This is a genomic window from Rheinheimera sp., assembly GCF_965283995.1.
Lineage (GTDB): Bacteria > Pseudomonadota > Gammaproteobacteria > Enterobacterales > Alteromonadaceae > Pararheinheimera.
In genome coordinates this window covers 2,866,383-2,890,119 of sequence record NZ_CBDIQG010000001.1, presented here as the reverse complement: position 1 = coordinate 2,890,119, position 23,737 = coordinate 2,866,383, and the positions used below count along the sequence as shown (strand labels likewise).

Below are 23,737 nucleotides of genomic sequence, written 5' to 3'. Positions count from 1 at the left end.
CGGATCAGGCTTGTTAAACGATACGATTCAGCGTGGCAGGCTCAAGTAACCAGATGCTGTATTGCAACAACCAAGATTGCAGCGCTTGTGGTGATGGCTGTAACCCCAATGCATCCGCCAGCGCTAAGATAGCCGCAGCGGCGGGTTCAGCAGCAAGCGCCTTGAGCCACTGCTGCCATTGCAGCTCCAGCATGGCTTGTGTCGCCTGCCCCCGGTTTAGCAGTAACTGATTGCGCAAAAATGTGCCCAGATAATCTGCCGGCGTATCGGTCGGGCCAAAGTCCTGCCATTGCAGCGGTTGTTGTTTAGCCAGCAGATAACCGCGTTCAGCTTTGGATTGCACGCCCAACTGTAACGGGAATTGTTGCACCAGCGCCGCAGCCAAGTTGAAGATCTCCGCCACTGCGCCGCTTTGCAATTCAAGCTCGAGCTCACAAATCAATTCCTGCTGGCCGCTGCCAAGCACAGTTCCCTGATCAAACACCAGCTCAATCCGCGCACCGCCAACGGTTTGCAGCAGCAGTGTCTGCCGGACAAAATCGGTGCGGAATAATTCCTGCAGATTAACCTGTAACGCAGCGGCGTCGGTGCCTGCAGGCCAGACGTCCGCCGGAAAATCGGTCAGAACTGGGACTACGCCGGTGGTCGGTACATTATATTCAGGCCGGATATGCGCCGCGCCATGTTGCTGGCCGGCCAGCTTCAGGGTCTGTTCAAACCGGCCTTGTTTTTGCCGGGTGCGCAGACCACTGTCGTGACGGCGAAACCATTGATCTGCTGTGTCAAAATAAGCATTTAACAAGGTCTTTTCGCCGAGGTACTCCACAGCGGCCAGCTGCTGGTGGCAATAGTCGGCTACAGCGGTAAAAATGGCGGCAGCTTGCTGCGCCGGTAACAATAATTTCAGTTCCACTTCCAGCGACATAACAGGTCCTGATCACGTCAAAACGATTTGTCAGGCACACTAAGCCAGCCCCATTGATGCTGCAAGTGTTTTTGCTTGTCAACCTCAGCACAACTCCCTATGATCGGGCGCAATTATGCTTGTTGCAGCCCACCGGAATTTGTTATGTCTACTCTGAAATCTGCTTGTATCGCCACTGTATTGGCCAGTTTTGTTGCGTCAGCCCAGCAAGTCCCTTCTGAACAAACTTCAGCGCCTGCCGCACAGTCTGTGACTGAAGCGCCGGCCAAACCCGCAGTTGCCGAAAAACCAGCGTTTATCATCGACAGCCTCAGTACGCCATTACGCTCAGGCCCAGGCAATGAATACCGCACTATTTCCACGGTACGTGCTGGCGAGAATGTCACTTTTATCGGCGACAATCCGGCCAATGGTTTTGTCAAAGTCCGCGACAGCAGTGGTGGCGAAGGCTGGCTCAGTGGCGAATACATCAGTTATACCGCCAGTCCGAAGGCCAATCTGGAAGCGTTGAAGCAGCAACTCAGTCAGCAGGAAATGATTGCCGCACAGTTTGAGCAGGAACGTCAGACCTTGCAGGCTGAAGTCAGCAAAGCCCAGACCGAGCGTGATGAGGCCGTCAAAGCGGCTGAGCTCGCCAAGCAGACTGCAGCTCAGCTGACTACCCGTCTGGCGGAAGAGAATCCGGAATTATTGCAGAACAAGATGGTGATAGGTGGGGGCATTTTATTGGGCGGCATTTTGTTTGGCCTGATTTTGCCTTTGATCACACCAAAACGCCGGCGCAATGATCGCTGGATGTAGATGATTGATGAAAATACAACAAAGGGAGCAAAAGCTCCCTTTGTTGTTATCTGCGCTTTACGCCGTGACTGCAGCAGTCGAAACCTGCGCCCGGTAGCGCATTTCCAGAACCGGAATGGTAAAGCCATAACAGACCACCACAATCAGCGGTTGTAACCAGAAACTGTGTTGTGGCAAGGTCAGATAGGCTGCCACGCAAGCCACAGTGCGAACCATGGTATGGACATAAGCCACTGGCGCTTTTGCCACGACACCAAACACCAGCCACATCAACCCGGTCTGCACAGCCAGGGCAAATGGCAGCGCCAGATAGTTTTCCATAAACAGCGGAATGCTGATGGCAAATACCAGAAAACTCATGCCAACGGCGGCGAGGAAAATGGTGTCGAACCAGTTCCGTTCAGTATTTTTCTGGAAACTGATGTTCTCTCCAGTCAGCCGTGAGATCGCCATCGCCAGATAAATGATGCTGCCGGTGCCGATAAAAGTCGCCATCACTTGCTGATAAGGCGTCAGCACAAACGACAAGGCCCCAATCAATGCCCAGATAATGGCGCCGGACAACGGCATTGCCAGGTAACGTTTACTACGAAATTCAATCAGTTGCTGGTCTAACGTTTTGCTGTTTTGCATGGCACACCTCCGTGATTTGATGGTGTCAGTATCCCGGTTATGCGCCTGGTCAGTCAGTGTGCTTTGTCATCAAAAACCATGACATTTGTCACGGCGTGCATCCGGCCCAGAACTCAGTTTTTATCCTGCGCTTTGTCGTCCAGCGGCAGCCCCGAATCCTGCTTCACCTGTTCAATCACCACATAAGTGTGGGTTTGCAAGACGCCCGGCAAATCAACAATCCGGCCTAATACCGCGCGATAAGCTTCCATACTGGATAAACGCAGTTTCAGCAGATAATCAAAGCCACCGGCCACCATGTGACACTCGGCAACTTCGGCGATTTGTACCACCGAGTCGCGGAACTGGTCGAAGATAGCGCCGGTGGTGCGGTCCAGGGTGACCTGAATAAAAGCTGCAGTGCCGAGCCCTAGTTTGGAGGCCGACAATTTAGCGCCATACCCTTCAATAAAACCTTCCTGCTCGAGCTTGCGGACGCGGTCAATGCAAGGGCTTGGGCTTAAATTGACGCGTTTGGCCAGCTCCACATTCGAAATCCGGCCATCCTTTTGCAGAGTGTCTAAAATGGTTCTGTCGATGCGGTCTAACGGCCGGCCTTTGGCATTCATAGCTGATTCCGTATTTTTTCTGGTTAAAGCATTATAAAACCAAATTATATATGGTTTAAATCGAAATTTAGCCACCAAATACGGTAGTGCTTTCACTAAAATGCAGCATTTATTTTAAATCAACCGAGATAAAAATTATGCTATTTCACGGCGAACTCCCCTCCCCAAGCCCTCTGCGCCAGACACTGCGCCAGTTCTACCGCGCAGATGAAGCCCAGGTTCTGGAAACTCTGTTACCGCTTGCCGATATTGGCGATCAGGCCCGCTCCCGTGCCTGGGAACGCGCCCGTCAGCTGGTGGTGAATATCCGGCAGGCGCAGATTGGCAAAGGTGGTGTGGATGCGCTGCTGAATGAATTCTCGTTGTCGACCGAAGAAGGTCTGGTGCTGATGTGTCTGGCCGAAGCGCTGCTGCGGGTACCGGATAAACACACCGCTGACCGCCTGATCCGTGACAAATTATCCAATGGCGACTGGAGTTCGCACTTAGGCAACAGCGAGTCGCTGTTCGTCAACGTCTCAGCGTGGGGCCTGTTACTGACCGGCAAGCTGGTCAATTACAGTGACGACCATAAAAAAGACCAGTTTGGTTTATTAAAACGTACCTGTGGCCGTCTCGGCGAGCCGGTGATCCGTCAGGCTGTGCGTTATGCCATGCAAATCATGGGGACGCAGTTTGTCATGGGCACCACGATCAACAAAGCCGTGGAACGCGCCACTGAACTGGAAGCCAAAGGCTTCACTTACTCGTACGACATGCTGGGCGAAGGCGCCCGCACGATGGAAGATGCCGACCGTTATTTCCAGAGCTACATGATGGCAATCAATGCCATCGGTACTGCGGCGAAAAAACGCGGGCCGCTGAAAAGCCCGGGCATTTCGGTCAAATTATCCGCCATTCACCCGAAATACCGCTTCTCACATCGTGATCGCGTGATGGAAGAACTGGTTCCGCGGTTAAAAACACTGGCGTTAGCGGCCAAAGGCTATGACATCAGCTTCACCGTGGACGCCGAAGAAGCAGATCGCCTAGAGCTGTCGATGGACGTCATCGAAGCCGTATTCGCCGATAAAGATTTAGCTGGCTGGGAAGGTTTTGGTCTGGCGATTCAGGCCTATTCCAAGCGTTGTCTGCCGCTGATTGAATGGCTGCGTGAACTGACTGTCCGGGTCGGCCGCAAACTGATGGTGCGTCTGGTGAAAGGCGCTTATTGGGACAGCGAAGTCAAAATCAGCCAAATCGAAGGCCATAACGACTTCCCGGTATTCAGCCGCAAGCCGTCAACCGACGTGTCCTATCAAGCCTGTGCACGCAAACTGCTGGAATACCGCGACAGTATTTATCCGATGTTTGCCACGCACAACGCTTACACCGCCGCCACCATTCTGGAAATGGCGCCGGATCGCAGCGGTTACGAATTCCAGCGTCTGCACGGCATGGGCGATGCGCTGTACGACCAAATCGTTGCTGAAGATAAAGTCCCGTGCCGGATCTATGCGCCGGTTGGTGAACACTCAGATCTGCTGGCGTATTTAGTGCGTCGCCTGCTGGAAAACGGTGCTAACAGCTCGTTTGTTAATAACATCGTTGATGAAAGCATTCCGGTGGAAAGCCTGCTGACCGATCCGGTTGAACTGGTCCGCAGCTGGAAACACAAACGCAACACACAAATCCCTTTGTCAGCCAACCTGTATGGCGATGAGCGTAAAAATTCCAAAGGCATTGATTTAACTGAAGTCGATGCCATTACTCCACTGCGCAATAATATGCAGCAATGGCTGGCGACAGCGACCAGCAGCACCCCGGTCGAAGGCGCCAAAGCAGTGCGCAATCCGGCAAATCACGCCCAGGTGATTGGCTATGTCGAGCACCACACGCCAGAACAGATGAAAGCTGCCATTGACCGTGCCGAAGCTGCGTTCCCAGCCTGGAGCACAACACCGGTTGCTGAGCGCGCCCGCCTGCTGCGTGCTTTAGCCGATGCCTTAGAAGCGCATCGCGATGAGCTGATGGCGATTTGTGTCAAAGAAGCCGGTAAAACCGTGCCGGACAGCGTGGCGGAAATTCGTGAAGCCGTTGATTTCTGCCGCTATTACGCTGCGCGTGCTGAAGCGATGTTCACCGGCACGCCGCTGCAAAGCCGTGGTGTGGTGCTGTGTATCAGCCCGTGGAACTTCCCGCTGGCGATTTTCTTAGGCCAGGTCACCGCTGCTGTTGCCGCTGGTAATACCGTCATTGCCAAACCTGCTGAACAGACGTCGTTAATTGCCATTCGCGCCATCGAACTGTGGCGCGCCGCCGGCCTGCCAGCCGGTGTGGTCGAGCTGACCATTGCGCCGGGCCGGATCATTGGTGAACACGTGGTACCAGACTTACGTATCCAAGCCGTGATGTTCACCGGCTCTACCGAAACCGGTAGCTGGATCGCGCGTAAACTGGCCGAACGCGGCGGTGAGCCGGTGCCTCTGATTGCTGAAACCGGTGGTCAAAACTGTATGATCGTCGATTCCACCGCATTGCCGGAGCAAGTGGTCGATGATGTGGTGTCTTCAGGCTTCCAGAGTGCCGGTCAGCGCTGTTCAGCGCTGCGGGTATTGTTCCTGCAAGAAGACGTTGCCGACAAGATCATTCATATGATCAAAGGCGCAATGAAAGAGCTGTATGTCGGTGACCCATCGTTGTTCTCTACCGATGTCGGCCCGGTGATTGACCAGAAGGCCCTGACTGGCCTGACGGCGCACGTGAAGTATCTGGAAGGCAAAGCCAAGCTGCATTACGAGTGCCCGATCCCGGCGGGTGAAGGTCATTTCTTCTTTGCTCCGCGTTTGTATGAAATTGCCAATCTGGCCGTACTGCAACGCGAAGTATTTGGCCCTGTAGTGCATATCATCCGCTTTAAAGCCGAACAGCTCGATGATGTGATCGCACAAATCAATGCCAGCGGCTACGGCCTGACGATGGGTGTACATAGCCGCATCGCTGAAGTGACCGCGCAGGTCGCGCGTGAAGTCAAAGCCGGTAACATCTACATCAACCGCAATATGATTGGTGCAGTGGTCGGTGTGCAGCCATTTGGTGGCCGTGGTCTGTCAGGGACTGGTCCAAAAGCCGGCGGTCCGTTCTATTTAACCCGCCTGATTAAAGACAATCTGCAGGTGACTGAAACGCCATTGTCAGACGACAAAAAGACCAGCCTGCTGGCCGCGCCAGGCCACGACAATGCCCTGCAGCAAAGCCTGCAACTGGCAGCAAAAGCGCAGGTCGAATGGCAGAAAAAAGACATTACCGCACGCAGCTCCGTCATTCGCCAATTCATGGCGCAGCTGGCTTCCAATGCTGTGGTGGTGAAAAAGGAAGGCGATTTGGCACAAGTGCTGGCCAGTGCGCGTGGTCTCATCGGTCATATTGAAAAAGAACTGGCGGCACCGATCCAGCTGCCGGGCCCCACTGGTGAATCCAACCAGCTGCACCTGGAAGCCCGTGGTGTCGTCGCTTGTATCCGCGATGAATCCGCTTGCTTTAAATACTGGATGTTGTCAGTGCTGACCGCTTTGGCGGCGGGCAACGCTGTGGTTGCAGTGGTTGAAGATAAAGACCTTGCAGAAGCGGAAGCGATCCGAAAAGTGCTGCTAAACGCCAATCTGGCACCGGCCTTGTTCAGTGTCGCCAAACTGACCCAGCTCAAAGCGCTGATCAGTAACCCGCTGGTCGCCGCCGCTGTGATTGAAGCTGGCAGTGCAGTCAAAGCGCTGACCGGTGAACTGATTGCCGCGCGCGATGGCGCCATTTCACCACTGGTCACCACCCCAGCCGATGAACGTCTGCTGCACCGTCTGGTCACGGAAAAAACCGTCACTATTAACACCACAGCAGCCGGCGGCAACGCCTCGTTGATGACGATGAGCGACAACGCGGTTTAAACCGCCAGACTTTCGTCAGCTATCACAAGGCCCGCTGCTGCGGGCCTTTTTTATTCAAGGTGCGCCACTTTTGCATTTTCCGGCACTTTTGCTTATGTTCATGCAAACAACCTGAAGGCTATTGATATGACAAAACAAGTAGTTCCAATCGACGAGCTCGCGCTTGGCAGTTATGTCACTGCTGTCGCCCGCCAAACGGGTGATGTGGTGATTAAACACGCAGGTTGGATTCGCAGCGAACTACTGATCGCGACACTCAAACAAAAAGGCGTGCTGGAAGTATTTATCGATCCGACCAAACGGCTGCCACCGCCGAAAGACCTGCCGGTGGCACCGGCACAAACTGAGCCTTCCCCGACAAAACCCCGCGCCGATTTTGAACAGGAGTGCAGCCGCACTGAACTGACCTTGCAAAGCACCCGCCAGCAAACTGCCACGATATTTGCACAAATGGCGCAGGCCGACAGCGTGGATTTGACGCAGCCAACGCAAAATTGCGACAGATTGCTCGATAGCAGCAACCGCAATCCGCAGGCATTACTTTATCTGCAACAAATCCTACAGGAAGATGATGTACTACTGCGTCATGCCGTGCGCTGCGCCTGTCTGATGGCGGCATTTTGTCAGAGCCTGTCACTATCTGAGGCTGAAGCGCGTGACTACACGCTGGCTGCGCTACTGCACGACGCCGGTAAAGCGCAGCTGAAACAACTGTTTCCACAGGAGCACCCCACTGATCTGGCAGCCCTACCTTATAGCCTGACCTTGTTAGAGCAATCGGCTTGTCCGGCCCGTAGTCTCGATGCAGTCGCCGGGCATTTGGCGCCTTTGGCTGAACAATCCGCGCCAGCCCGGTTGCTTGCTATTGTGAACCGCTATGCCAATCTGCAAGAACTGGCAGATCTCGGCAAAATAGACATTGCCAGTTTAAGAACCCAGTTATTAGCGGCTGCAGGTCAAACGTTGGAACCGCAACTGACACAGATGTTTCTCAGTGGAATGGGGCTTTATCCGCCGGGTTCTGCTGTCAGGCTGAAATCAGGGAAATTGGCTCTGGTGTTGGAGAACCACCCAAAATACGCGGATAAACCCAAAGTGAAGTTGTTTTATCACAGTGTGCACCGGCATCATTTGCCGGCAAAAGTACTGGATCTGGCTAAATTACCGGAAGAGCATATCGTGGCGGCAGCTGATCTCAGCCAGTTTGCTTTAGATGTGCGCCAGTACTTTTAACGGCAGACGTCGCAGTTAGGGTCGGCTTTTTAAACGATACGACCAGTCCGAAAGCGCTTCCATACTGAAAAGCTGCCGGCCAGTTTGCATCAGGACATATTGAGGAGTGATTTCTTTTAACTGAATATCTGCCGTGATCCACTGGCCTTCCTGTAAATCCTTGCCATTCACTTTCACCCAGCGCTGTTTAGGTTCTGAAGCATACACATGCGCTTCAAAACGTAATGGTGCGATTTGGCGTTGCAGTGAATCATCCAGCGTACTGATATCACGGGCTGGCGCCGCATGCTCAGTGATCTTCGCCGGCCGGCTCGCACCTTTTGCGGCTTCCAGCGCGTATTGGAATTTGTCTTTTAATTCCTGAGGCACTTCGTCGGCGCTCAGATCCGGCTGCCGTGCCGTTAATTCTGCGACCGGTGCATCAGGATCAGCTTCCTGCATCGGCATTCCTTCATCGAACTGCTCCAGTACTGCCACCTGTTCATCGAGGCTTTGCCCCTGAGATACTTCACGCTCCGCTGAAATCACCAACTGCGCTTCTTGCTCTTCGCTGGTCGGCACTGCGGTGAGATCACTGAGGATCAATCCGGGATTTGCCGGTGGTAAAGCCGGAGTAGCAACCGGAACTATCGGTGCGGCCACTACAACGGCAGCAGGCTCGGCGACGGGTTTGTGGGTGAACCAGAAAGCCAGCGCAAACCCAAGCCCCAGCCCACAAAGCACTAACAACACGATGGCCAGATATTGCCAGCCACGTGCCGGCGCGGCCGGCGCAGCTGCAGTTTCAGCGACAGCATTATTCTGTTGTTTCAGTGCATCCATTAATAACGACATAAAAAACCCGGACTCCGGTTTAACTTAGGTTTGTAACCATAACAAAGACAGACTAACGCCAAGCGCCAGACACAACACAAACAATAACGGCCAGAGCCAGACCGGCAAGCCCGGTTTTTGCGCCAGTGGCTTAATCGCCAGAATTTCGCTGGCGGCCAACTCGATCAATTTGCCATCAATCAGGGCCTTCTGCTGGCTATACCCGCCCAACAGCGCGCGATCACATAACAAATTCAGCAGGCGTGGGATACCCCCAGAAAATTCAAAGAGTTTTTTCAGTGCACTATCAGCAAAAACCGGTCTGCTGCAACCGGCCACCTGCAATCGATGTTCGACATAATACTTCACTTCCGGCAAGGTCAGCGGCATTAAGTGATACCGCGCCGTGATCCGCTGCGCCAACTGGCGTAAATCCTGACGTTGCAATAATTGCTGCAATTCCGGCTGGCCAATCAGAATCACCTGCAGCAACTTTTTGGTATTGGTTTCCAGATTAGTCAGTAACCGCAGCTGCTCCAGCACCGCTGGCTGCAGATGCTGGGCTTCGTCGATGATCAGAATGGTATTGATGCCAGCCTGATGGTTCTTTTGCAGTTTTGTCGTGATTTTATCAGTCAGTAATTTCAGGCTGGCGTCGGTTTTTTTGTAGCGGATCTTCAATTCATCACAAATGGCGGCCAGCAATTCCAGTTCAGACAACGTTGGATTCAAAATGAAAGCCACTTGAGTATTGGCCGGCAGCTCCGCCAGCAAACAACGCGATACGGTGGTTTTACCTGTCCCGACTTCACCGGTCAATAATACAAAGCCGCCGGCATCGCCCAAACCATAACGTAAATGCGCCAGTGCTTCAGTATGACGACTGCCGAGATACATAAACTCAGGGTTCGGCGCAATCGAAAACGGCTGGCTGTTCAGACCAAAAAATGCGGTGTACATGGCTTCCTGCTCAGACCTGGAGCGCAATTGTTGCTGGAGCGTTATAATGGCAAAAAATCACCTGTCAGGAAAGCGTGTGAAGATTTATCTTGTCGGCGGCGCCGTGCGTGATGCCTTGTTGGGACTGCCATGCCAGGACCAGGATTTTATGGTTGTCGGGACCACCCCAGAGCAGATGCTGGCCGAGGGCTATCAGGCGGTGGGCAAAGATTTCCCGGTGTTTATCCACCCAACAACCAAGCAAGAATATGCATTGGCCCGCACCGAGCGGAAACAGGGGCAAGGTTATACCGGTTTTGCCTGTTATTACGCGCCGGATGTAACCCTGGAAGAAGACCTGCTGCGCCGCGATCTGACTATCAACGCCATGGCGCAGGACCCGCACACCGGTGTGATCACCGACCCATATGGCGGTCAACAGGATTTAGCGGCCAAAGTGCTGCGCCATGTCTCTGCAGCTTTTGTTGAAGATCCACTGCGCGTCTTACGGGTAGCGCGTTTTTACGCCCGCTTTGCTGACCGCGGTTTTACCGTAGCGGCGGAGACACTCACGCTCATGCAGCAACTGGTGCAAAGTGGTGAACTGGCCCATCTGACTGCAGAGCGGGTCTGGCAGGAAACCGCGCGGGCTTTACTGGAAACAACCCCGGCGGCTTATTTTGAATTGTTACAGCAGGTGGGCGCACTTGAAGTATTGATGCCTGAACTGTCGGTGTTATGGGGCGTGCCCAACCCACCGCGCTGGCATCCGGAAATCGATACCGGCGTGCATTGTATGCTAGTGCTGCAACAGGCCGCGTTGTTATCGCCAAGGCTTGATGTGCGCTTTGCAGCGCTGTGTCACGATGTCGGCAAAGGACTGACAGCGCCCGAACTGTGGCCATCACATCATGGCCATGAGCACAGCGGATTGCCGCTCATCGAAGCCATGTGCCAACGCCTGCGCATCCCGAATGACTGCCGGGATTTGGCACTGCTGGCCTGCGAGTATCATCAGCTGGTGCATAAAGCGCTGGAACTGCGCGCTGTGACAATCCTGAAACTATTTGATGGTATTGACCTTTGGCGCAAGCCGGACCGGCTGGAACTGCTGCTGACCTGCTGTATCGCAGATCTGCGCGGTCGCACCGGCTTTGAACAGGCTGACTATCCGCAGGCAGAGTATCTCAGAGCTTTAGCCACTGGCGCGAGAGCGGTCGACATCAAAGCGCTGGTCGCCGCCGGACATCAAGGCCCGGCGATGAAGCAAGCCGTCGCTGCAGCACGGCTTGATGCTATCCAACAACGATTAGAAGCATTCAGGAGCATTCCGTATGAACAGGCGTAAATTTTTACTGGTGAGTGCTGCAATCGCCGGCACTGGTGTGGCTGGAGTCTATGGCGCTGGTAGTCGCTTTGTTGCGGATTTGACAGCTCTGCAACAAGAGCTCCAGCAAATGGCCGGTAAAACCCTGAGTAGCAGTGGCAGCTGGAATGTCAGTCAGATCTTTCAGCATCTGGCGCAAAGTGTACGGGGTTCTTATCAGGGTTACCCGCAACAGCGCAGCTGGTGGTTCCAGCACAGTATTGGCCCACTGGCACTGCAAGGCTTTAAAGCCGCCGGCGCCATGCGCCACCCGTTGGATGAAGCGATCCCCGGCATGCCGGATCTGGATGCTGTGTTAGACCCGCAAGTTGCTCTGGCGGCATTGCTGCAGGCATTAGATGAATTTGCTGCGGCGACCACGCTGGCACCGCATTTTGCGTATGGCACGCTCAGCCATGCTGATTTTCAGGCCGCTCACCAGCTGCATATCCGCCAGCATTTAAGCCAAATTTCGGTCGCTTGACGGCACCGTGCAGGACCGGATGTAAAAGCAAAAATCCCGCTCCTTAAAATGTGATGCTAAATTGCCAATAAAAAAGGGCAGCCACGGCTGCCCTTTTGCATGGTTACAGCGCTTAAATCGCTTCGAGTTCCGCCTGACGGATCATGTCTTTCTGGTGGTCTTTCGCCAGCAATACATAAATCGATGGCAGTACAAACAGCGTGAAGATAGTACCGATAGTCATACCAAACACCAGCACAATACCAATTGATTGACGTGCTTCTGCGCCAGCGCCATCTGCGAAAATCAGTGGTGTGTGACCGGCGATGGTGGCGATACTGGTCATCAGCACCGGACGTAACCGCAACACTGAAGCTTCGCGGATCGCATCAATTTTTGCCCGGCCTTCTTCCTGCAGCTTGTTGGCAAATTCCACCACCAGAATACCGTTCCGGGCAATTAAGCCGACCAGCGTCACTAAACCGACCTGCGAATAGATATTCAGCGTACTGCTGATTGCGTCGGTCCAATGCGGGATCGGCGCATACATTTTCCAGAAAGTGAAAATCAGCGCACCAAACATCGCCAGCGGCACTGAACCCGCCAGAATCACGATCGGATCACGGAAGCTGTTGTACTGAGCCGCCAACACCAGGAAAATCATCGTTAAAGCCATCAGGAAGGCCGGCAGGAAAGTGTTGCCCTCACGCTTTAACTGCCGTGATTCACCGGTATAATCGATGGTGTAAGTTGCAGGCAGGATCTTGCGGGCTTCCGTTTCCATATATTTCAGCATTTCATCCAAAGAACCAGCGCCAACCCCTGAGATTTTCACGGCATTGAGTTGCTGCATCCGGTTGATCGAGCGCGGAACCGTTGAGTGCGTCAGCGTCGCAATCTGGTCCAGCCGGATCATGCTATTGTCAGGCCCGGTGATATACAGCTTGGACAAATCATCCGGCGTCAGCCGTTCAATCCGTTTTACCTGTGGGATCACTTTGTAACTCAGGCCGTCTTTATTAAACCGGTTGACCCAGCCACCACCGAGCAGAATGCCTAAATCCTGCGTCACAGTGCGCATGTCCAGGCCCAAATCAGCCACTTTTTCACGGTCAATGTTCAGCTGATATTCCGGCTGGTCAATTTTCATATCCAGCATCGGCGGGAAGAAAAACTTGCCGCTCTCGGTAAAGGTCTGCTGCAGCTTCAACGCGTAGTCATAAATCTCCTGACTATCCGCCGTCGATGCAATGACAAACTCTATCGGGAATTGCCCACCCCCCGGCAAAGACGGTGGCGTGATTGGCAAGATCCGTACCCCAGCAATTTCGCCCAGCCTCTGCTGCACGTCCGGTAAAATCTCGGTAGTCGTCCGCTCACGTTCCGCCCACGGTTTTGTCACCATGCCGCTGAAACCACCGGTCGGGAAGGTGATTTGGAAGGTAAAATCAGTCTCTGGTACGGACATAAACACTTCATTGACCTGTTTGCCATAAAATGACGCCTGGTCAATGGTTGAGTTCGCCGGTGTATCAACAATACCAAAGATCACGCCCTGGTCTTCAGTGGGCGCTAGCTCTTTGCTCGACATGATATACAGCGGCACTACACAGATAGAGATAAAACCCCAGAACAGGTAAACGCCAATACGGTTTTCCAGCGTGGCATTGAGTTTACGGCTATAAAACGCGGCAAACCGATCAAAGATTTTCGACAACGGCGCTTTAATCTCCCGATGCGGTGACAGCATCCGGGATGCCATCATCGGGGATAAAGTCACCGCGACTATCGCCGAGATGGTAACCGCGCCTGCGAGTGTAATAGCAAACTCACGGAACAATGTCCCGGTCAAACCACCTTGCAGACCAATCGGGATATACACCGACATCAGCGTCACGGTCATCGCCAGAATGGGCCCCGCTAATTCACGAGCAGCAACCAGAGAGGCGTGGAAAGGTTTTAAACCTTCCTGAATGTGCCGCTCTATGTTTTCAACCATAACAATGGCGTCGTCGACCACTAAACCGACTGACAATACAATTGACAATAAAGTCAGCAAATTCAACGAAAAGCCACAAAGCTGCATGATAAAAACAGCGCCAATCAGTGACAACGGAATGGCTACCAGTGGGATCAGCACGGAGCGGCTGAAGCCGAGGAACAGGAAAATTACCACGATAATGATAATCAGCGTCTCAGCCAGTGTTTTAATAACGTCTTGGATCGCTGCATCTATGTATTTGGTCGCGTCGTACGACACTTCACCCGATAACCCTGCCGGTAAATCTGCTTTGATTTTTTCCATCTCAGCAGTGACAGTCCGGATCACTTCCAGACTATTGGCATTCGGCGCGACAAACACACCCATAAATACCGCAGTCTGACCGGAGTAATTCACTTCCACGCTGTAGTCGTCCGCACCAAGCACTACATCGGCGATATCAGCCAGGCGAATCACACCGTCGGCATTTTGCCGCACCACGATGCGCCGGAAATCTTCGACATTGGTGAGGCCGGCATTGGCATTCAGATTGACCTGCGTGTAACTACCTTTGGTTTGGCCTATCGCTGCCTGCACGTTTTGTGCTTGCAACGCGGCCCTAATCTCAGCCGGGGTGACGCCAACGGCCGCCATCTTTTCTGTTTTCAGCCAAATCCGCATCGCAAAAGTACGACCACCGAGGATCTCCGCCTTTTGGACACCATTCACCGCAATCAGGCGTGGTTGTACCGAGCGCGTCAAAAATTCGGTGATCTGGTTTTGCTCCAGAATATCTGAGCTGAAACTCAGGTACGCCTGAGCAAACTGGCTGTCAGCAGCTTCAATCGCCAGTGACGGTACCTCGGCTTCCGGCGGCAATTCGCCCCGCACCTGATTCACTTTGGCGCTGATTTCAGTCATCGCTTTCAGTGGGTCGTAGTTCAGTTGCAAATGCGCCGTAATGGTCGACATCCCCATGGTACTTTGCGACTCGATATAGTCGATACCACCCGCTGACGCGATAGCGCGTTCGATGGGCGACGTGATAAAGCCGCGGATCACATCCGAGTTCGCGCCGATATAGACGGTGGTGATCTTGATCACTGCGATGTCACTGCGTGGGTACTGCCGAACTGATAAGCTGCTGAGCGATTGAATCCCCGCCAGCAGAATCAGCAAACTGACCACGATCGCCAGTACCGGTTTCTTAATAAAAATATCAGTAAATTTCATACAAACCTGCCTGTGGCGCCTTAACTGTCAGTGGGCGTTGGATTGGCTTTGAATTCCGGTGTCGGTTTTGTGCCAATCACCACAGCCTGGTTATTGAATAACTTGAAAGCACCGGCACTGACGACTTTTTCGCCTGCCTTTAAGCCCTTAGTGACTTCGATGAAGTCTCCCAACGCTTTGCCTGTCTGGATAAACTGCTGACGGGCGACCAATTTGCCGTCTTCTTCATCGACGACAAACAGCGTATCGCCATAAGGTGCATAAATAATGGCTGCAGCAGGGACCGCGAGCACTGAATGCGGGTCGCTTAAAGTGACGGTGGTCGTTACTGCCATCCCCGGCACTAAAGCTTTGCTGCCGTTATCCAGTGAAGACTGAACCGTCACATTGCGGGTTTCCGGGTGAATTTCTGTGCCTATCGCAGTCACCAGACCTTTTACAACCAGGTTATCTCTGCCACCAGTGGAGACTTCAACCGGCAGACCGGTGTTCATCTGGCTGAGCCAGTCTTGGGGCACCGGAAAGTTTACGCGGACCCGGTTTGTCGCCTGCAAAGACACAATCGCAGTGCCGACTTGCAGATCGGTACCAAGGTCGACCTGACGAATACCGACCCGACCATCAAAAGGCGCACGGATTAATTTCTTCTGAAGTGTTGCATTGAGGTCATCAACATCACCCTGTGCCGATTCAACTTGTTGTAACGCGGTATCAAGCTCGCTCTGGCTGGCAAGTTTATTGGATTTCAGTTCCTGGATCCGCTGGTAACTGGTTTTCGCCAGTTTTAACCGGGCCTGTGCAGCATTGAGCTGAGCGGCTTCGTTAATTGACTCTTGTTCAATCAGAACGTCACCGGCTTTAACCTCGGCACCGGATTGAAAGGTGATCCGCTTGACTTTACCCGGTACCTGGGCGGAAATCATAATGCCCTCGTCCGCTTCAACGGTGCCAATCGCTGTGTAGGTATTAGGCCATTGTTGCTCTGCGGCAACAAAGACAGAGACGGTTTCAGGCGGTTGCACCTGGCCACCACCGGCAGCCATCACACTAAACTGGTCCATTTTCACGGCAACAATAGTACCGACCAACACAGCTGTGATCACGAGAGACATCAACACAGGTTTCAGGATTTTCATATTAAGAGCCAAGGTTGCATTTTAAGGGGGAAGTGTCAGGCGATTTCAGAACTCCTTGCGAAATCACCGAAAAACACCTGTATAAAATAACACGGTTTTTTAGTTGCAACGAGATTACCGTGCACAAAAAGTCAGCAGAGAAATGTAAAAAGCTGTGAATGACGGGTACAAAAGTTAACTTATAACACGCTTGCGACCGGCATTTTAGCCGGCAGTTTCAGAATTGAAATGGGATCACCCACAGTTTTTGAGGGCTTTGATAATTATGCCAAAGCTGTTGATATGACTGGTGTAACACCGGATGTAAGCTGTCGGGCGCAATCTCAGCAAGTGGCTGCAGCACAAAGGCGTTGTATAATATTTCTGCCCGCGGTAACTCCACCGGCTCGGAACAAATCAGCTGATCATAACTGAGTAGGTCCAGATCCAGACTGCGACCGCAATACTTAATGCCGTCACGCACTCTGCCATAGTTGTCTTCAGTTTGTTTGCACAAAGCAATCACTGCGTCCAATGCAAGTTCGGTATCCGCTCCGATCACCATATTGTAAAAAGCATCGCCAACAAAACCCACAGCTTCGCTTTCATACACCGACGACAACTGCAGCGGTCCAAGCGACTGCGCCAGATCACGCACCGCGCCACGCAAATTCGACTCACGATTAATGTTAGTACCAACGCTAATGTAAATCCGTGCCATCAGTGGCGACTCCGCACGATGCGAACGCCCACTGTTGTGGCAGCTGCCACGGCACCTGGTTTATCGACCTGTACCATCACCTGTGTAGTGGCGAAATCCGCCAGCAACATGTTGGCAATGCGTTCTGCCAGTGTTTCAATGAGTTCGACCGGGCCGGATTGCACCAATGTCGTCACCCGCTCACAAACAACGGCGTAGTCCAGTGTTTGCCTGATGTCGTCAGCATCCGCGGCGGCACGAATATCAGTACACAGCTCCAGATCAAAAAACAGACGTTGCTGAATAGTTTTTTCCCATGCATACACCCCAATTACAGTGTCGACGGCCAGTTGTTTAACAAAAACGATATCCATCAGAATGTTCCGCTGTTATAAGAAGTCTGGAGAAACACGGGCTGGTCGGATAGGCAAACGCACGAAAAGTCTATAATCTGACCGTCATGCTGCGCGCCCGACCTTTGTGGCGCGATCTTAACGCAAAATCAATAACTGAGGAACTTCATTGATGACCCCGCTGATTGGCGGGATGATGCTGTTAGCCTATTTATGTGGTTCAGTATCATCTGCGGTAATAGTAAGTAAACTGTTCCGTTTACCTGATCCAAGACTTCATGGCTCCGGCAACCCGGGCGCGACCAATGTGCTGCGTCTTGGCGGCACACTGCCGGCAGTGCTCGTTCTGGTGTTTGATGTGCTCAAAGGAACCATTCCGGTCTGGGGCTCCTATTTCCTGAAAATCGATGCATTTTATCTCGGCATGATCGCTATTTGTGCCTGCCTTGGTCACATCTACCCGCTATTTTTCGGTTTTCAGGGCGGTAAAGCCGTCGCAACAGCTTTTGGTACTATGATGCCAATTGGCCTCGACCTGGCGGGCCTGCTCATCGCCACCTGGATAATTCTGATTGGAGCAACCGGTTATTCGTCGTTTGCCGCCATAGTGACTGTTGGTCTTGCGCCTATTTTCACTTGGTTTATCAAACCTTTATATACAATTCCGGTATTGATGCTCAGTATCCTAATCATTTTCCGTCACCGGCAGAATCTGCTGCGGCTATGGCACGGTACTGAAACAAAAGTCTGGGATAAAACCAAACGACCGAAAGAATAAATGCTGGGATCAAACAAGTGTTTGCATCCTAAAGTTGAATAAAAAATGCCTGAAAAATCAGGCATTTTTTATTCCGGTTACAGGATCTAAACCGGCGGCAACAGCTGCATTGGCCAGCGCGGCGTAACCCCAATCGACAAATCCTGAGACTGACCTGCGCGCAATCTCTGCCAGCCGGCATAGGCAATCATCGCGCCATTGTCGGTGCAAAATTCTTTACCGGGATAAAACACCTCGCCTTTTAGTGATTTCATCAGCTCAGCAAGCTGCGCACGCAGCGATTCATTCGCACTGACACCACCTGCCACTACCAAGGATTTTAACCCGGTTTCCTTGAGTGCACGACGGCATTTAAGCACCAGCGTATCAACAACAGCTTGTTGAAATGACGCGGCAATATCAGCCTGTACCTTGGGCGTTTTTCCTTCCGCAGCAATCACGTTCGCAGCAGCAGTTTTCAGACCGCTAAAACTAAAATCCAGACCAGGCCTGTCCGTCATCGGTCGCGGGAAGGCATATTTTTTTGCATCGCCGCTTGCAGCCAATTTGGCCAACAAAGGCCCCCCCGGATATTCCAGCCCCATCAGCTTGGCTGTTTTATCAAAAGCTTCGCCGGCCGCGTCATCCACAGACTCGCCTAATAACTGGTAGCGACCAATGCCATCTACCCGTACCAGTTGGGTATGCCCACCCGACACTAATAAAGCCAGAAATGGAAACTGTGGCGGATGCTGTTCCAGCATCGGCGCCAGTAAATGACCTTCCATATGGTGGACGGCCAGCGCCGGCTTACCCCAGGCAAAAGCCAGACTGCGGCCAATGGCCGCGCCGACCAGCAAGGCACCAGCCAGTCCAGGACCTGCTGTGTAAGCGACACCGTCAATTGATTCGGCATTGCATCCAGCTTCAGTCAACGCCTGCTTGATCAACGGCAGGGTTTTTCTGATATGATCTCGACTTGCCAGTTCAGGGACCACCCCCCCATAATCGGCATGCAGCGGGATTTGGCTATAAACGATATGGCTCATCAGGCCTTGTTCTGTGTCAAAGATCGCAATCCCGGTCTCATCACAGGATGTTTCGATACCTAAAACCCGCATGAATATCCTCTGGCAACAGGCCCAAAGCCGCGGATTGTAACGGTTTTGACCGATCAGCACCAGTCACTTGCCAAATCGCTTTACTTTATCGCCGCTCTTTGAGTAAAATGCCGCACCATTTTTAAACGTATTGGTTAGCCGCTGACCGGGTCGCGGTATCCTAACAACCGAGGTGAGATTTTAATGCCTGTAGTGAAAGTGAAAGAGAACGAACCGTTTGACGTAGCATTACGTCGTTTCAAACGCTCTTGCGAAAAAGCCGGTGTTCTGGCTGACGTTCGCTCTAAAGAGTTCTTTGAGAAACCAACTTGGGTTCGTAAGCGTAAAAAAGCAGCTGCTGTGAAACGTCACATGAAAAAGCTGTCACGCGAAAACGCTCGTCGTATCAAGCTGTACTAATAGCTGTTACTGCTGACGATGGCTCTGCTCGAGCAACTTCAGGAAGCGCAGAAAGACGCCATGCGGGCTAAAGACAAATTACGTCTTGGCACTATCCGCATGGCACTGGCCGAGATCAAACAACGCCAGATTGATGCGCAAATCCAACCAGACGATCCGAACGTTCTTGCGGTATTGACTAAAATGGTCAAACAACGCAAAGAGTCCGCATCGCAATATTTGGCTGCCAGCAGACAAGATCTTGCTGACACCGAGCTAGCCGAAATCACAGTAATAGAGCAGTTTCTGCCGCAAGCTCTGACCGCTGCCGAATTAGATGATCTGCTTCAGCAGGCCATCAGCGCAACAGGCGCTTCAGGCATGCAGGACATGGCGAAAGTGATGGCGTGGTTGAAACCACAGGCACAAGGCCGGACTGACATGGGCGCGCTGAGCGGCCTTGTTAAAGTACGGTTGAGCTAAAACGCGACCGCCTCAGGACCGTCACCACATTCAGCTGTAAAACTGCAACACCGTGCCTCAGTGCACGGTTTGTTTTTTTCTGGCATCAGCATTCAGCAGGAAGGAAAAAGGTGGCAGGACAAATCCCCAGACCCTTTATTGACGACCTGTTGGCGCGCACTGATATCGTTGAACTGATTGATCAGCGAGTGCCGCTAAAAAAAGCCGGTAAAAACTACGCGGCGTGCTGTCCATTTCACAGCGAAAAATCTCCTTCTTTTACCGTCAGCGCCGACAAGCAGTTTTATCACTGTTTTGGTTGTGGCGCGCACGGCAATGCTATCAGCTTTATGATGGCATTCGAACAGCTCGAGTTTGTTGAAGCCATTGAAGAACTGGCCAAAATGCACCACCTGGAAGTACCACGGGAAGGCGGACAAAAGCCCTACCTGCAGGCCAGTGCTGATGATTACAGTCAGATGGAAAAAGCCGCAAAAATTTATCAGCAGCAGCTGGAGCAGAATGAAAATGCTCAGGCCTATGTCGCCAAACGCGGTTTGGCTGAGCAGACGGTCCGTAAATACGGTATTGGCTATGCGCCGGATAGCTGGGATTTACTGCTCAAACAATTGGCCACTACGCGTCAGGGCCGTGATCAATTGTTTGAGCTGAAACTGACCAACCGCAATGATAATGGCCGTGAGTACGATTTTTTCCGTGACCGGCTGATGTTCCCGATCCGCGATAAACGCGGCAGAGTGATTGGTTTTGGTGGTCGGGTGTTAGGAGATGGAACGCCTAAGTATCTGAATTCTCCTGAAACCCGTTTATTTCATAAAGGCCGTGAATTGTATGGTCTCTACGAAGCTCGCCAGCAACAGGAACGTTTGGCGATGCTGCTGGTCGTAGAAGGTTATATGGACGTTGTAGCCTTGTCGCAGTTCGGTATTGAGTTTGCTGTCGCTTGTCTCGGCACAGCGACAACCGGCGATCACATGCAAACCATGTTTCGGTATACGCCGACTGTTGTTTGTTGTTATGACGGCGATCGCGCAGGTCGCGATGCAGCTTGGCGAGCGTTGCAAAGTGCACTTCCCTACCTGAAAGATGGCGTGGAACTGAAGTTTGTGTTTCTGCCGGATGGTGAAGATCCGGATACGCTGGTGCGAAAAGAAGGCAAAGAAGCGTTTGTTACGCGCCTGCAGCAAGCGCTGCCACTGAGCAATTATCTGTTTGAGCACTTGCTGGCCGATATAGATGTGAACAGTGATGCCGGGAAATCGGCACTATGGACTCGCGCCAACGAAATGATTTTGCAGATCCCAAGTGAGTTTTACCGGGAGACGTTGTTAGACCGGTTGGCAAATTTAGTTGGCAGACCTCGCACCAACCAAAGTCAGCCGAAAGCAGCTAAAACCAATCCGGCGGTATCAACTGCCACTAAAATTACACCGATGCGCCGTGCTATCGCATTGCTGTTGCAGCATCCGGCTTTAGCGACTGTAATGCCGCAGGCGCCTGAGCTGGCGCAGGCTAATTTACCGGGCATTGAGATTTTACTGACGCTACAACACAAATTGTTGCAGCAGCCGGGTCTGACCACAGCACAATTGCTGGAACACTGGCGCGGCGCCGTAGAGTACAACATTCTGAGCAAACTGGCGTTATGGGAACACCAGGTGGCAGAAGAACAACTGACCGCAGATTTTCTTGATACCTTCAGAGCTCTTGAAGATCAGTATCTGCAACAACGGCTGGAAGCCTTACAACGCAAGGACCAACTGACCAAACTCAGTCTGGCCGAACGTCAGGAATATGCCATGTTGTTAAAGGCATTTAAGACGAAATAACCGTGAAGCAGTGGGCGTTTGCTGGCTAGAAAAGCCGCGCTTTGTTATAATCCCGCATTCGCATTTTTGAAAACTAACTATATCGGGTGGAAGAGCAGCCTCTATGGAGCAAAATCCTCAGTCGCAATTAAAGCTTCTTATCTTAAAAGGTAAGGAACAAGGTTATTTAACTTTTGCTGAAGTAAACGATCACCTTCCACAAGATATCATCGACTCTGACCAGATCGAAGATATTATTCGCATGATCAATGACATGGGCATCCAGGTCTGCGAAACAGCTCCAGATGCTGACGATTTGATTATGTCAGACGCAGCACCGGATGAAGACGCTGCGGAAGAAGCCGCGCAAGCGCTGGTCAGTGTGGACAAAGAATTGGGCCGCACGACGGACCCAGTCCGGATGTACATGCGCGAAATGGGTACGGTGGAACTGTTGACCCGCGAAGGCGAAATTGACATCGCTAAACGCATCGAAGACGGCATCAATCAGGTGCAAACGTCGGTCGCAGAATACCCGGAAGCCATTACTTACCTGCTGGAACAGTGGGACAAATTTGAAGCCGAAGAAATCCGTTTAAGCGACATCGTCACCGCATTCGTAGATCCGAATGAAGTGGACGATTTACCGCCGACTGCAACGCATATCGGTTCTGATGTGCCGGAAGAAGAGCTGGCCGACGAAGATGCCGATATCACTGCCGATGATGAAGAAAGCGAAGACGGTGAATCCGATGAAGCAGATACAGGTCCGGATCCTGAACTGGCGCGCGAAAAATTCGGTGAATTACGGGTCCAATATGATATTACCCGCAAGTCTATTATCGAAAATGGACGCGAGCACGCGCAAACCAAGGCCGAAATCGAGAAGCTGTCTGAGGTTTTCCGCTGCTTCCGCTTAGTACCTAAGCAATTTGACCGCTTGGTCAAAAACATGCGCGAAATGATGGACCGCGTGCGCGTTCAGGAACGCATCGTCATGAAGCATTGCGTTGAATACGCCAAAATGCCGAAGAAGAACTTCCTGAAATCCTTCACTGGCAACGAAAACAGCAGTGCCTGGATCGATGCCGAAATCGCCGCGAATAAACCATATTCAGCCAAACTGGCGGATATGCGCGAAGAACTGGTGCGTTCAACCGACAAGCTGCGCAAAATCGAAGAAGAAACTGGTCTGTCGATTTTCAAAATCAAAGATATCAACCGTCGTATGTCGATTGGCGAAGCGAAAGCCCGCCGTGCGAAAAAAGAGATGGTAGAAGCCAACTTACGTCTGGTAATTTCGATTGCGAAAAAATACACCAACCGTGGCCTGCAATTCCTTGATTTAATTCAGGAAGGTAACATCGGCTTGATGAAAGCGGTCGATAAGTTCGAATATCGCCGTGGTTATAAATTCTCGACTTACGCTACTTGGTGGATCCGCCAAGCGATCACTCGCTCCATTGCTGACCAGGCCCGGACCATCCGGATCCCGGTACACATGATCGAAACCATCAACAAACTGAACCGGATCTCCCGGCAGATGTTGCAGGAAATGGGTCGTGAGCCGTCACCGGAAGAACTGTCTGAACGCATGGGCATGCCGGAAGATAAGATCCGCAAAGTGCTGAAAATCGCCAAAGAGCCGATCTCGATGGAAACACCGATTGGCGACGATGAAGATTCGCATCTGGGTGATTTTATTGAGGATAATTCCTCAGAATCACCACTAGATTCAGCTACGATGGAAAGCCTGAAAGCCGCCACTAACGAAGTTCTGGCTGGCCTGACGGCTCGTGAAGCGAAAGTACTGCGGATGCGTTTTGGTATCGATATGAATACCGACCATACCTTGGAAGAAGTGGGCAAACAATTTGACGTTACGCGTGAGCGGATCCGGCAGATTGAAGCCAAAGCGCTGCGCAAGTTGCGTCACCCTTCCCGCTCAGAAGTGCTAAAAAGCTTCCTGGACGAATAGAGCAGCGACAATCATTGTCAGCAAAAACAGGCGCCTACCGGCGCCTGTTTTTTTTGGCTGAAATTTAGGCAATCAACTGAAGTCGCTGACATTTCTCCGGTGACAAGGCCACAAAAAATCCATATACTG

Annotated in this window: 20 protein-coding genes; 10 read left to right on the top strand and 10 right to left on the bottom strand. The window is 52.3% G+C overall.

Annotated elements, in window-relative coordinates; all coding sequences use genetic code 11:
- Positions 1-13 precede the first annotated feature (13 nt).
- On the bottom strand, positions 14-925 hold the full coding sequence (locus ACQ66Q_RS12905) for an inorganic triphosphatase (protein WP_430457182.1): 912 nt from the start codon (positions 923-925) through the stop codon (positions 14-16).
- A 144-nt stretch (positions 926-1,069) separates the two neighbouring features.
- Here ACQ66Q_RS12905 and ACQ66Q_RS12900 point away from each other — a divergent pair, with 144 nt between their 5' ends.
- Positions 1,070-1,726 carry a TIGR04211 family SH3 domain-containing protein gene (locus ACQ66Q_RS12900; protein ID WP_430457181.1) on the top strand — a complete coding sequence of 219 codons (657 nt, stop codon included), beginning with the start codon at positions 1,070-1,072 and terminating at the stop codon, positions 1,724-1,726.
- Between the two features lie 57 nt (positions 1,727-1,783).
- Here the strand turns inward: ACQ66Q_RS12900 and ACQ66Q_RS12895 are convergent, their stop codons facing one another.
- Complete coding sequence (locus ACQ66Q_RS12895) at positions 1,784-2,359, bottom strand: DUF7010 family protein (RefSeq protein ID WP_430457180.1); 576 nt, start codon at positions 2,357-2,359, stop codon at positions 1,784-1,786.
- A 113-nt stretch (positions 2,360-2,472) separates the two neighbouring features.
- A complete protein-coding gene (locus ACQ66Q_RS12890) occupies positions 2,473-2,967 on the bottom strand; it encodes a winged helix-turn-helix transcriptional regulator (protein WP_430457179.1) in 495 nt (164 codons plus the stop codon).
- Positions 2,968-3,104: 137 nt separating this feature from the next.
- Between ACQ66Q_RS12890 and putA the strand changes: the two genes are divergently transcribed.
- Complete coding sequence (putA, locus tag ACQ66Q_RS12885; protein ID WP_430457178.1) at positions 3,105-6,887, top strand: bifunctional proline dehydrogenase/L-glutamate gamma-semialdehyde dehydrogenase PutA; 3,783 nt, start codon at positions 3,105-3,107, stop codon at positions 6,885-6,887.
- A gap of 126 nt (positions 6,888-7,013) precedes the next feature.
- Positions 7,014-8,120: an HD-GYP domain-containing protein gene (locus tag ACQ66Q_RS12880; RefSeq protein ID WP_430457177.1), complete on the top strand. Its 1,107-nt coding sequence runs from the start codon at positions 7,014-7,016 to the stop codon at positions 8,118-8,120.
- Between the two features lie 15 nt (positions 8,121-8,135).
- Here ACQ66Q_RS12880 and ACQ66Q_RS12875 read toward each other — a convergent pair whose 3' ends face one another.
- Both ACQ66Q_RS12875 and ACQ66Q_RS12870 read right to left on the bottom strand, forming a co-directional pair.
- On the bottom strand, positions 8,136-8,954 hold the full coding sequence (locus ACQ66Q_RS12875; protein WP_430457176.1) for a general secretion pathway protein GspB: 819 nt from the start codon (positions 8,952-8,954) through the stop codon (positions 8,136-8,138).
- A 24-nt stretch (positions 8,955-8,978) separates the two neighbouring features.
- Positions 8,979-9,893: an ExeA family protein gene (locus tag ACQ66Q_RS12870; protein WP_430457175.1), complete on the bottom strand. Its 915-nt coding sequence runs from the start codon at positions 9,891-9,893 to the stop codon at positions 8,979-8,981.
- Positions 9,894-9,969: 76 nt separating this feature from the next.
- On the opposite strand from ACQ66Q_RS12870, the gene ACQ66Q_RS12865 reads away from it, so the two are divergent.
- Entirely contained in the window at positions 9,970-11,220 is a 1,251-nt protein-coding gene (locus ACQ66Q_RS12865) for a multifunctional CCA addition/repair protein (RefSeq protein ID WP_430457174.1), read from the top strand.
- Complete coding sequence (locus ACQ66Q_RS12860; protein WP_430457173.1) at positions 11,207-11,722, top strand: DUF1569 domain-containing protein; 516 nt, start codon at positions 11,207-11,209, stop codon at positions 11,720-11,722. Before ACQ66Q_RS12865 ends, ACQ66Q_RS12860 begins: the two co-directional genes overlap by 14 nt.
- Positions 11,723-11,834: 112 nt before the next feature.
- Here the strand turns inward: ACQ66Q_RS12860 and ACQ66Q_RS12855 are convergent, their stop codons facing one another.
- From ACQ66Q_RS12855 to folB, 4 genes are all read right to left on the bottom strand, one after another.
- Positions 11,835-14,915, bottom strand: coding sequence for an efflux RND transporter permease subunit (locus ACQ66Q_RS12855; protein WP_430457172.1), 3,081 nt, complete (start codon positions 14,913-14,915; stop codon positions 11,835-11,837).
- Positions 14,916-14,935: 20 nt separating this feature from the next.
- A complete protein-coding gene (locus tag ACQ66Q_RS12850) occupies positions 14,936-16,027 on the bottom strand; it encodes an efflux RND transporter periplasmic adaptor subunit (protein WP_430457171.1) in 1,092 nt (363 codons plus the stop codon).
- A 241-nt stretch (positions 16,028-16,268) separates the two neighbouring features.
- Positions 16,269-16,751 carry a 2-amino-4-hydroxy-6-hydroxymethyldihydropteridine diphosphokinase gene (gene folK, locus ACQ66Q_RS12845; RefSeq protein WP_430457170.1) on the bottom strand — a complete coding sequence of 161 codons (483 nt, stop codon included), beginning with the start codon at positions 16,749-16,751 and terminating at the stop codon, positions 16,269-16,271.
- Entirely contained in the window at positions 16,751-17,104 is a 354-nt protein-coding gene (gene folB, locus ACQ66Q_RS12840; RefSeq protein ID WP_430457169.1) for a dihydroneopterin aldolase, read from the bottom strand. Before folB ends, folK begins: the two co-directional genes overlap by 1 nt.
- A gap of 151 nt (positions 17,105-17,255) precedes the next feature.
- Here folB and plsY point away from each other — a divergent pair, with 151 nt between their 5' ends.
- A complete protein-coding gene (gene plsY / locus ACQ66Q_RS12835) occupies positions 17,256-17,861 on the top strand; it encodes a glycerol-3-phosphate 1-O-acyltransferase PlsY (RefSeq protein WP_208931935.1) in 606 nt (201 codons plus the stop codon).
- An 86-nt stretch (positions 17,862-17,947) separates the two neighbouring features.
- On the opposite strand, the gene tsaD is transcribed toward plsY, so the two are convergent.
- Positions 17,948-18,961: a tRNA (adenosine(37)-N6)-threonylcarbamoyltransferase complex transferase subunit TsaD gene (tsaD, locus tag ACQ66Q_RS12830; protein WP_430457168.1), complete on the bottom strand. Its 1,014-nt coding sequence runs from the start codon at positions 18,959-18,961 to the stop codon at positions 17,948-17,950.
- Positions 18,962-19,144: 183 nt separating this feature from the next.
- Between tsaD and rpsU the strand changes: the two genes are divergently transcribed.
- The 4 genes from rpsU to rpoD all read left to right on the top strand — a co-directional run bounded on the left by rpsU (position 19,145) and on the right by rpoD (position 23,608).
- A complete protein-coding gene (gene rpsU / locus ACQ66Q_RS12825) occupies positions 19,145-19,360 on the top strand; it encodes a 30S ribosomal protein S21 (protein ID WP_008899776.1) in 216 nt (71 codons plus the stop codon).
- A gap of 18 nt (positions 19,361-19,378) precedes the next feature.
- Complete coding sequence (locus ACQ66Q_RS12820) at positions 19,379-19,822, top strand: GatB/YqeY domain-containing protein (RefSeq protein ID WP_430457167.1); 444 nt, start codon at positions 19,379-19,381, stop codon at positions 19,820-19,822.
- A 110-nt stretch (positions 19,823-19,932) separates the two neighbouring features.
- A complete protein-coding gene (gene dnaG / locus ACQ66Q_RS12815; RefSeq protein ID WP_430457166.1) occupies positions 19,933-21,651 on the top strand; it encodes a DNA primase in 1,719 nt (572 codons plus the stop codon).
- Between the two features lie 103 nt (positions 21,652-21,754).
- The gene (gene rpoD / locus ACQ66Q_RS12810) at positions 21,755-23,608 is read left to right on the top strand and encodes an RNA polymerase sigma factor RpoD (protein WP_377244307.1); all 1,854 of its coding nucleotides are present in this window, start codon (positions 21,755-21,757) and stop codon (positions 23,606-23,608) included.
- Positions 23,609-23,737 lie beyond the last annotated feature (129 nt).

Excerpts from the sequence above, each read along its gene's own strand:
- ACQ66Q_RS12875 (WP_430457176.1), bottom strand. The coding sequence starts at position 8,954 with ATGTCGTTATTAATGGATGCACTGAAACAACAGAATAATGCTGTCGCT.
- ACQ66Q_RS12870 (WP_430457175.1), bottom strand. The coding sequence starts at position 9,893 with ATGTACACCGCATTTTTTGGTCTGAACAGCCAGCCGTTTTCGATTGCG.
- rpoD (WP_377244307.1), top strand. The coding sequence starts at position 21,755 with ATGGAGCAAAATCCTCAGTCGCAATTAAAGCTTCTTATCTTAAAAGGT.
- ACQ66Q_RS12820 (WP_430457167.1), top strand. The coding sequence starts at position 19,379 with ATGGCTCTGCTCGAGCAACTTCAGGAAGCGCAGAAAGACGCCATGCGG.
- folK (WP_430457170.1), bottom strand. The coding sequence starts at position 16,751 with ATGGCACGGATTTACATTAGCGTTGGTACTAACATTAATCGTGAGTCG.
- ACQ66Q_RS12905 (WP_430457182.1), bottom strand. The coding sequence starts at position 925 with ATGTCGCTGGAAGTGGAACTGAAATTATTGTTACCGGCGCAGCAAGCT.
- ACQ66Q_RS12855 (WP_430457172.1), bottom strand. The coding sequence starts at position 14,915 with ATGAAATTTACTGATATTTTTATTAAGAAACCGGTACTGGCGATCGTG.
- tsaD (WP_430457168.1), bottom strand. The coding sequence starts at position 18,961 with ATGCGGGTTTTAGGTATCGAAACATCCTGTGATGAGACCGGGATTGCG.
- plsY (WP_208931935.1), top strand. The coding sequence starts at position 17,256 with ATGACCCCGCTGATTGGCGGGATGATGCTGTTAGCCTATTTATGTGGT.
- ACQ66Q_RS12895 (WP_430457180.1), bottom strand. The coding sequence starts at position 2,359 with ATGCAAAACAGCAAAACGTTAGACCAGCAACTGATTGAATTTCGTAGT.
- ACQ66Q_RS12890 (WP_430457179.1), bottom strand. The coding sequence starts at position 2,967 with ATGAATGCCAAAGGCCGGCCGTTAGACCGCATCGACAGAACCATTTTA.
- folB (WP_430457169.1), bottom strand. The coding sequence starts at position 17,104 with ATGGATATCGTTTTTGTTAAACAACTGGCCGTCGACACTGTAATTGGG.
- ACQ66Q_RS12860 (WP_430457173.1), top strand. The coding sequence starts at position 11,207 with ATGAACAGGCGTAAATTTTTACTGGTGAGTGCTGCAATCGCCGGCACT.
- putA (WP_430457178.1), top strand. The coding sequence starts at position 3,105 with ATGCTATTTCACGGCGAACTCCCCTCCCCAAGCCCTCTGCGCCAGACA.
- ACQ66Q_RS12850 (WP_430457171.1), bottom strand. The coding sequence starts at position 16,027 with ATGTCTCTCGTGATCACAGCTGTGTTGGTCGGTACTATTGTTGCCGTG.
- rpsU (WP_008899776.1), top strand. The coding sequence starts at position 19,145 with ATGCCTGTAGTGAAAGTGAAAGAGAACGAACCGTTTGACGTAGCATTA.
- ACQ66Q_RS12880 (WP_430457177.1), top strand. The coding sequence starts at position 7,014 with ATGACAAAACAAGTAGTTCCAATCGACGAGCTCGCGCTTGGCAGTTAT.
- ACQ66Q_RS12900 (WP_430457181.1), top strand. The coding sequence starts at position 1,070 with ATGTCTACTCTGAAATCTGCTTGTATCGCCACTGTATTGGCCAGTTTT.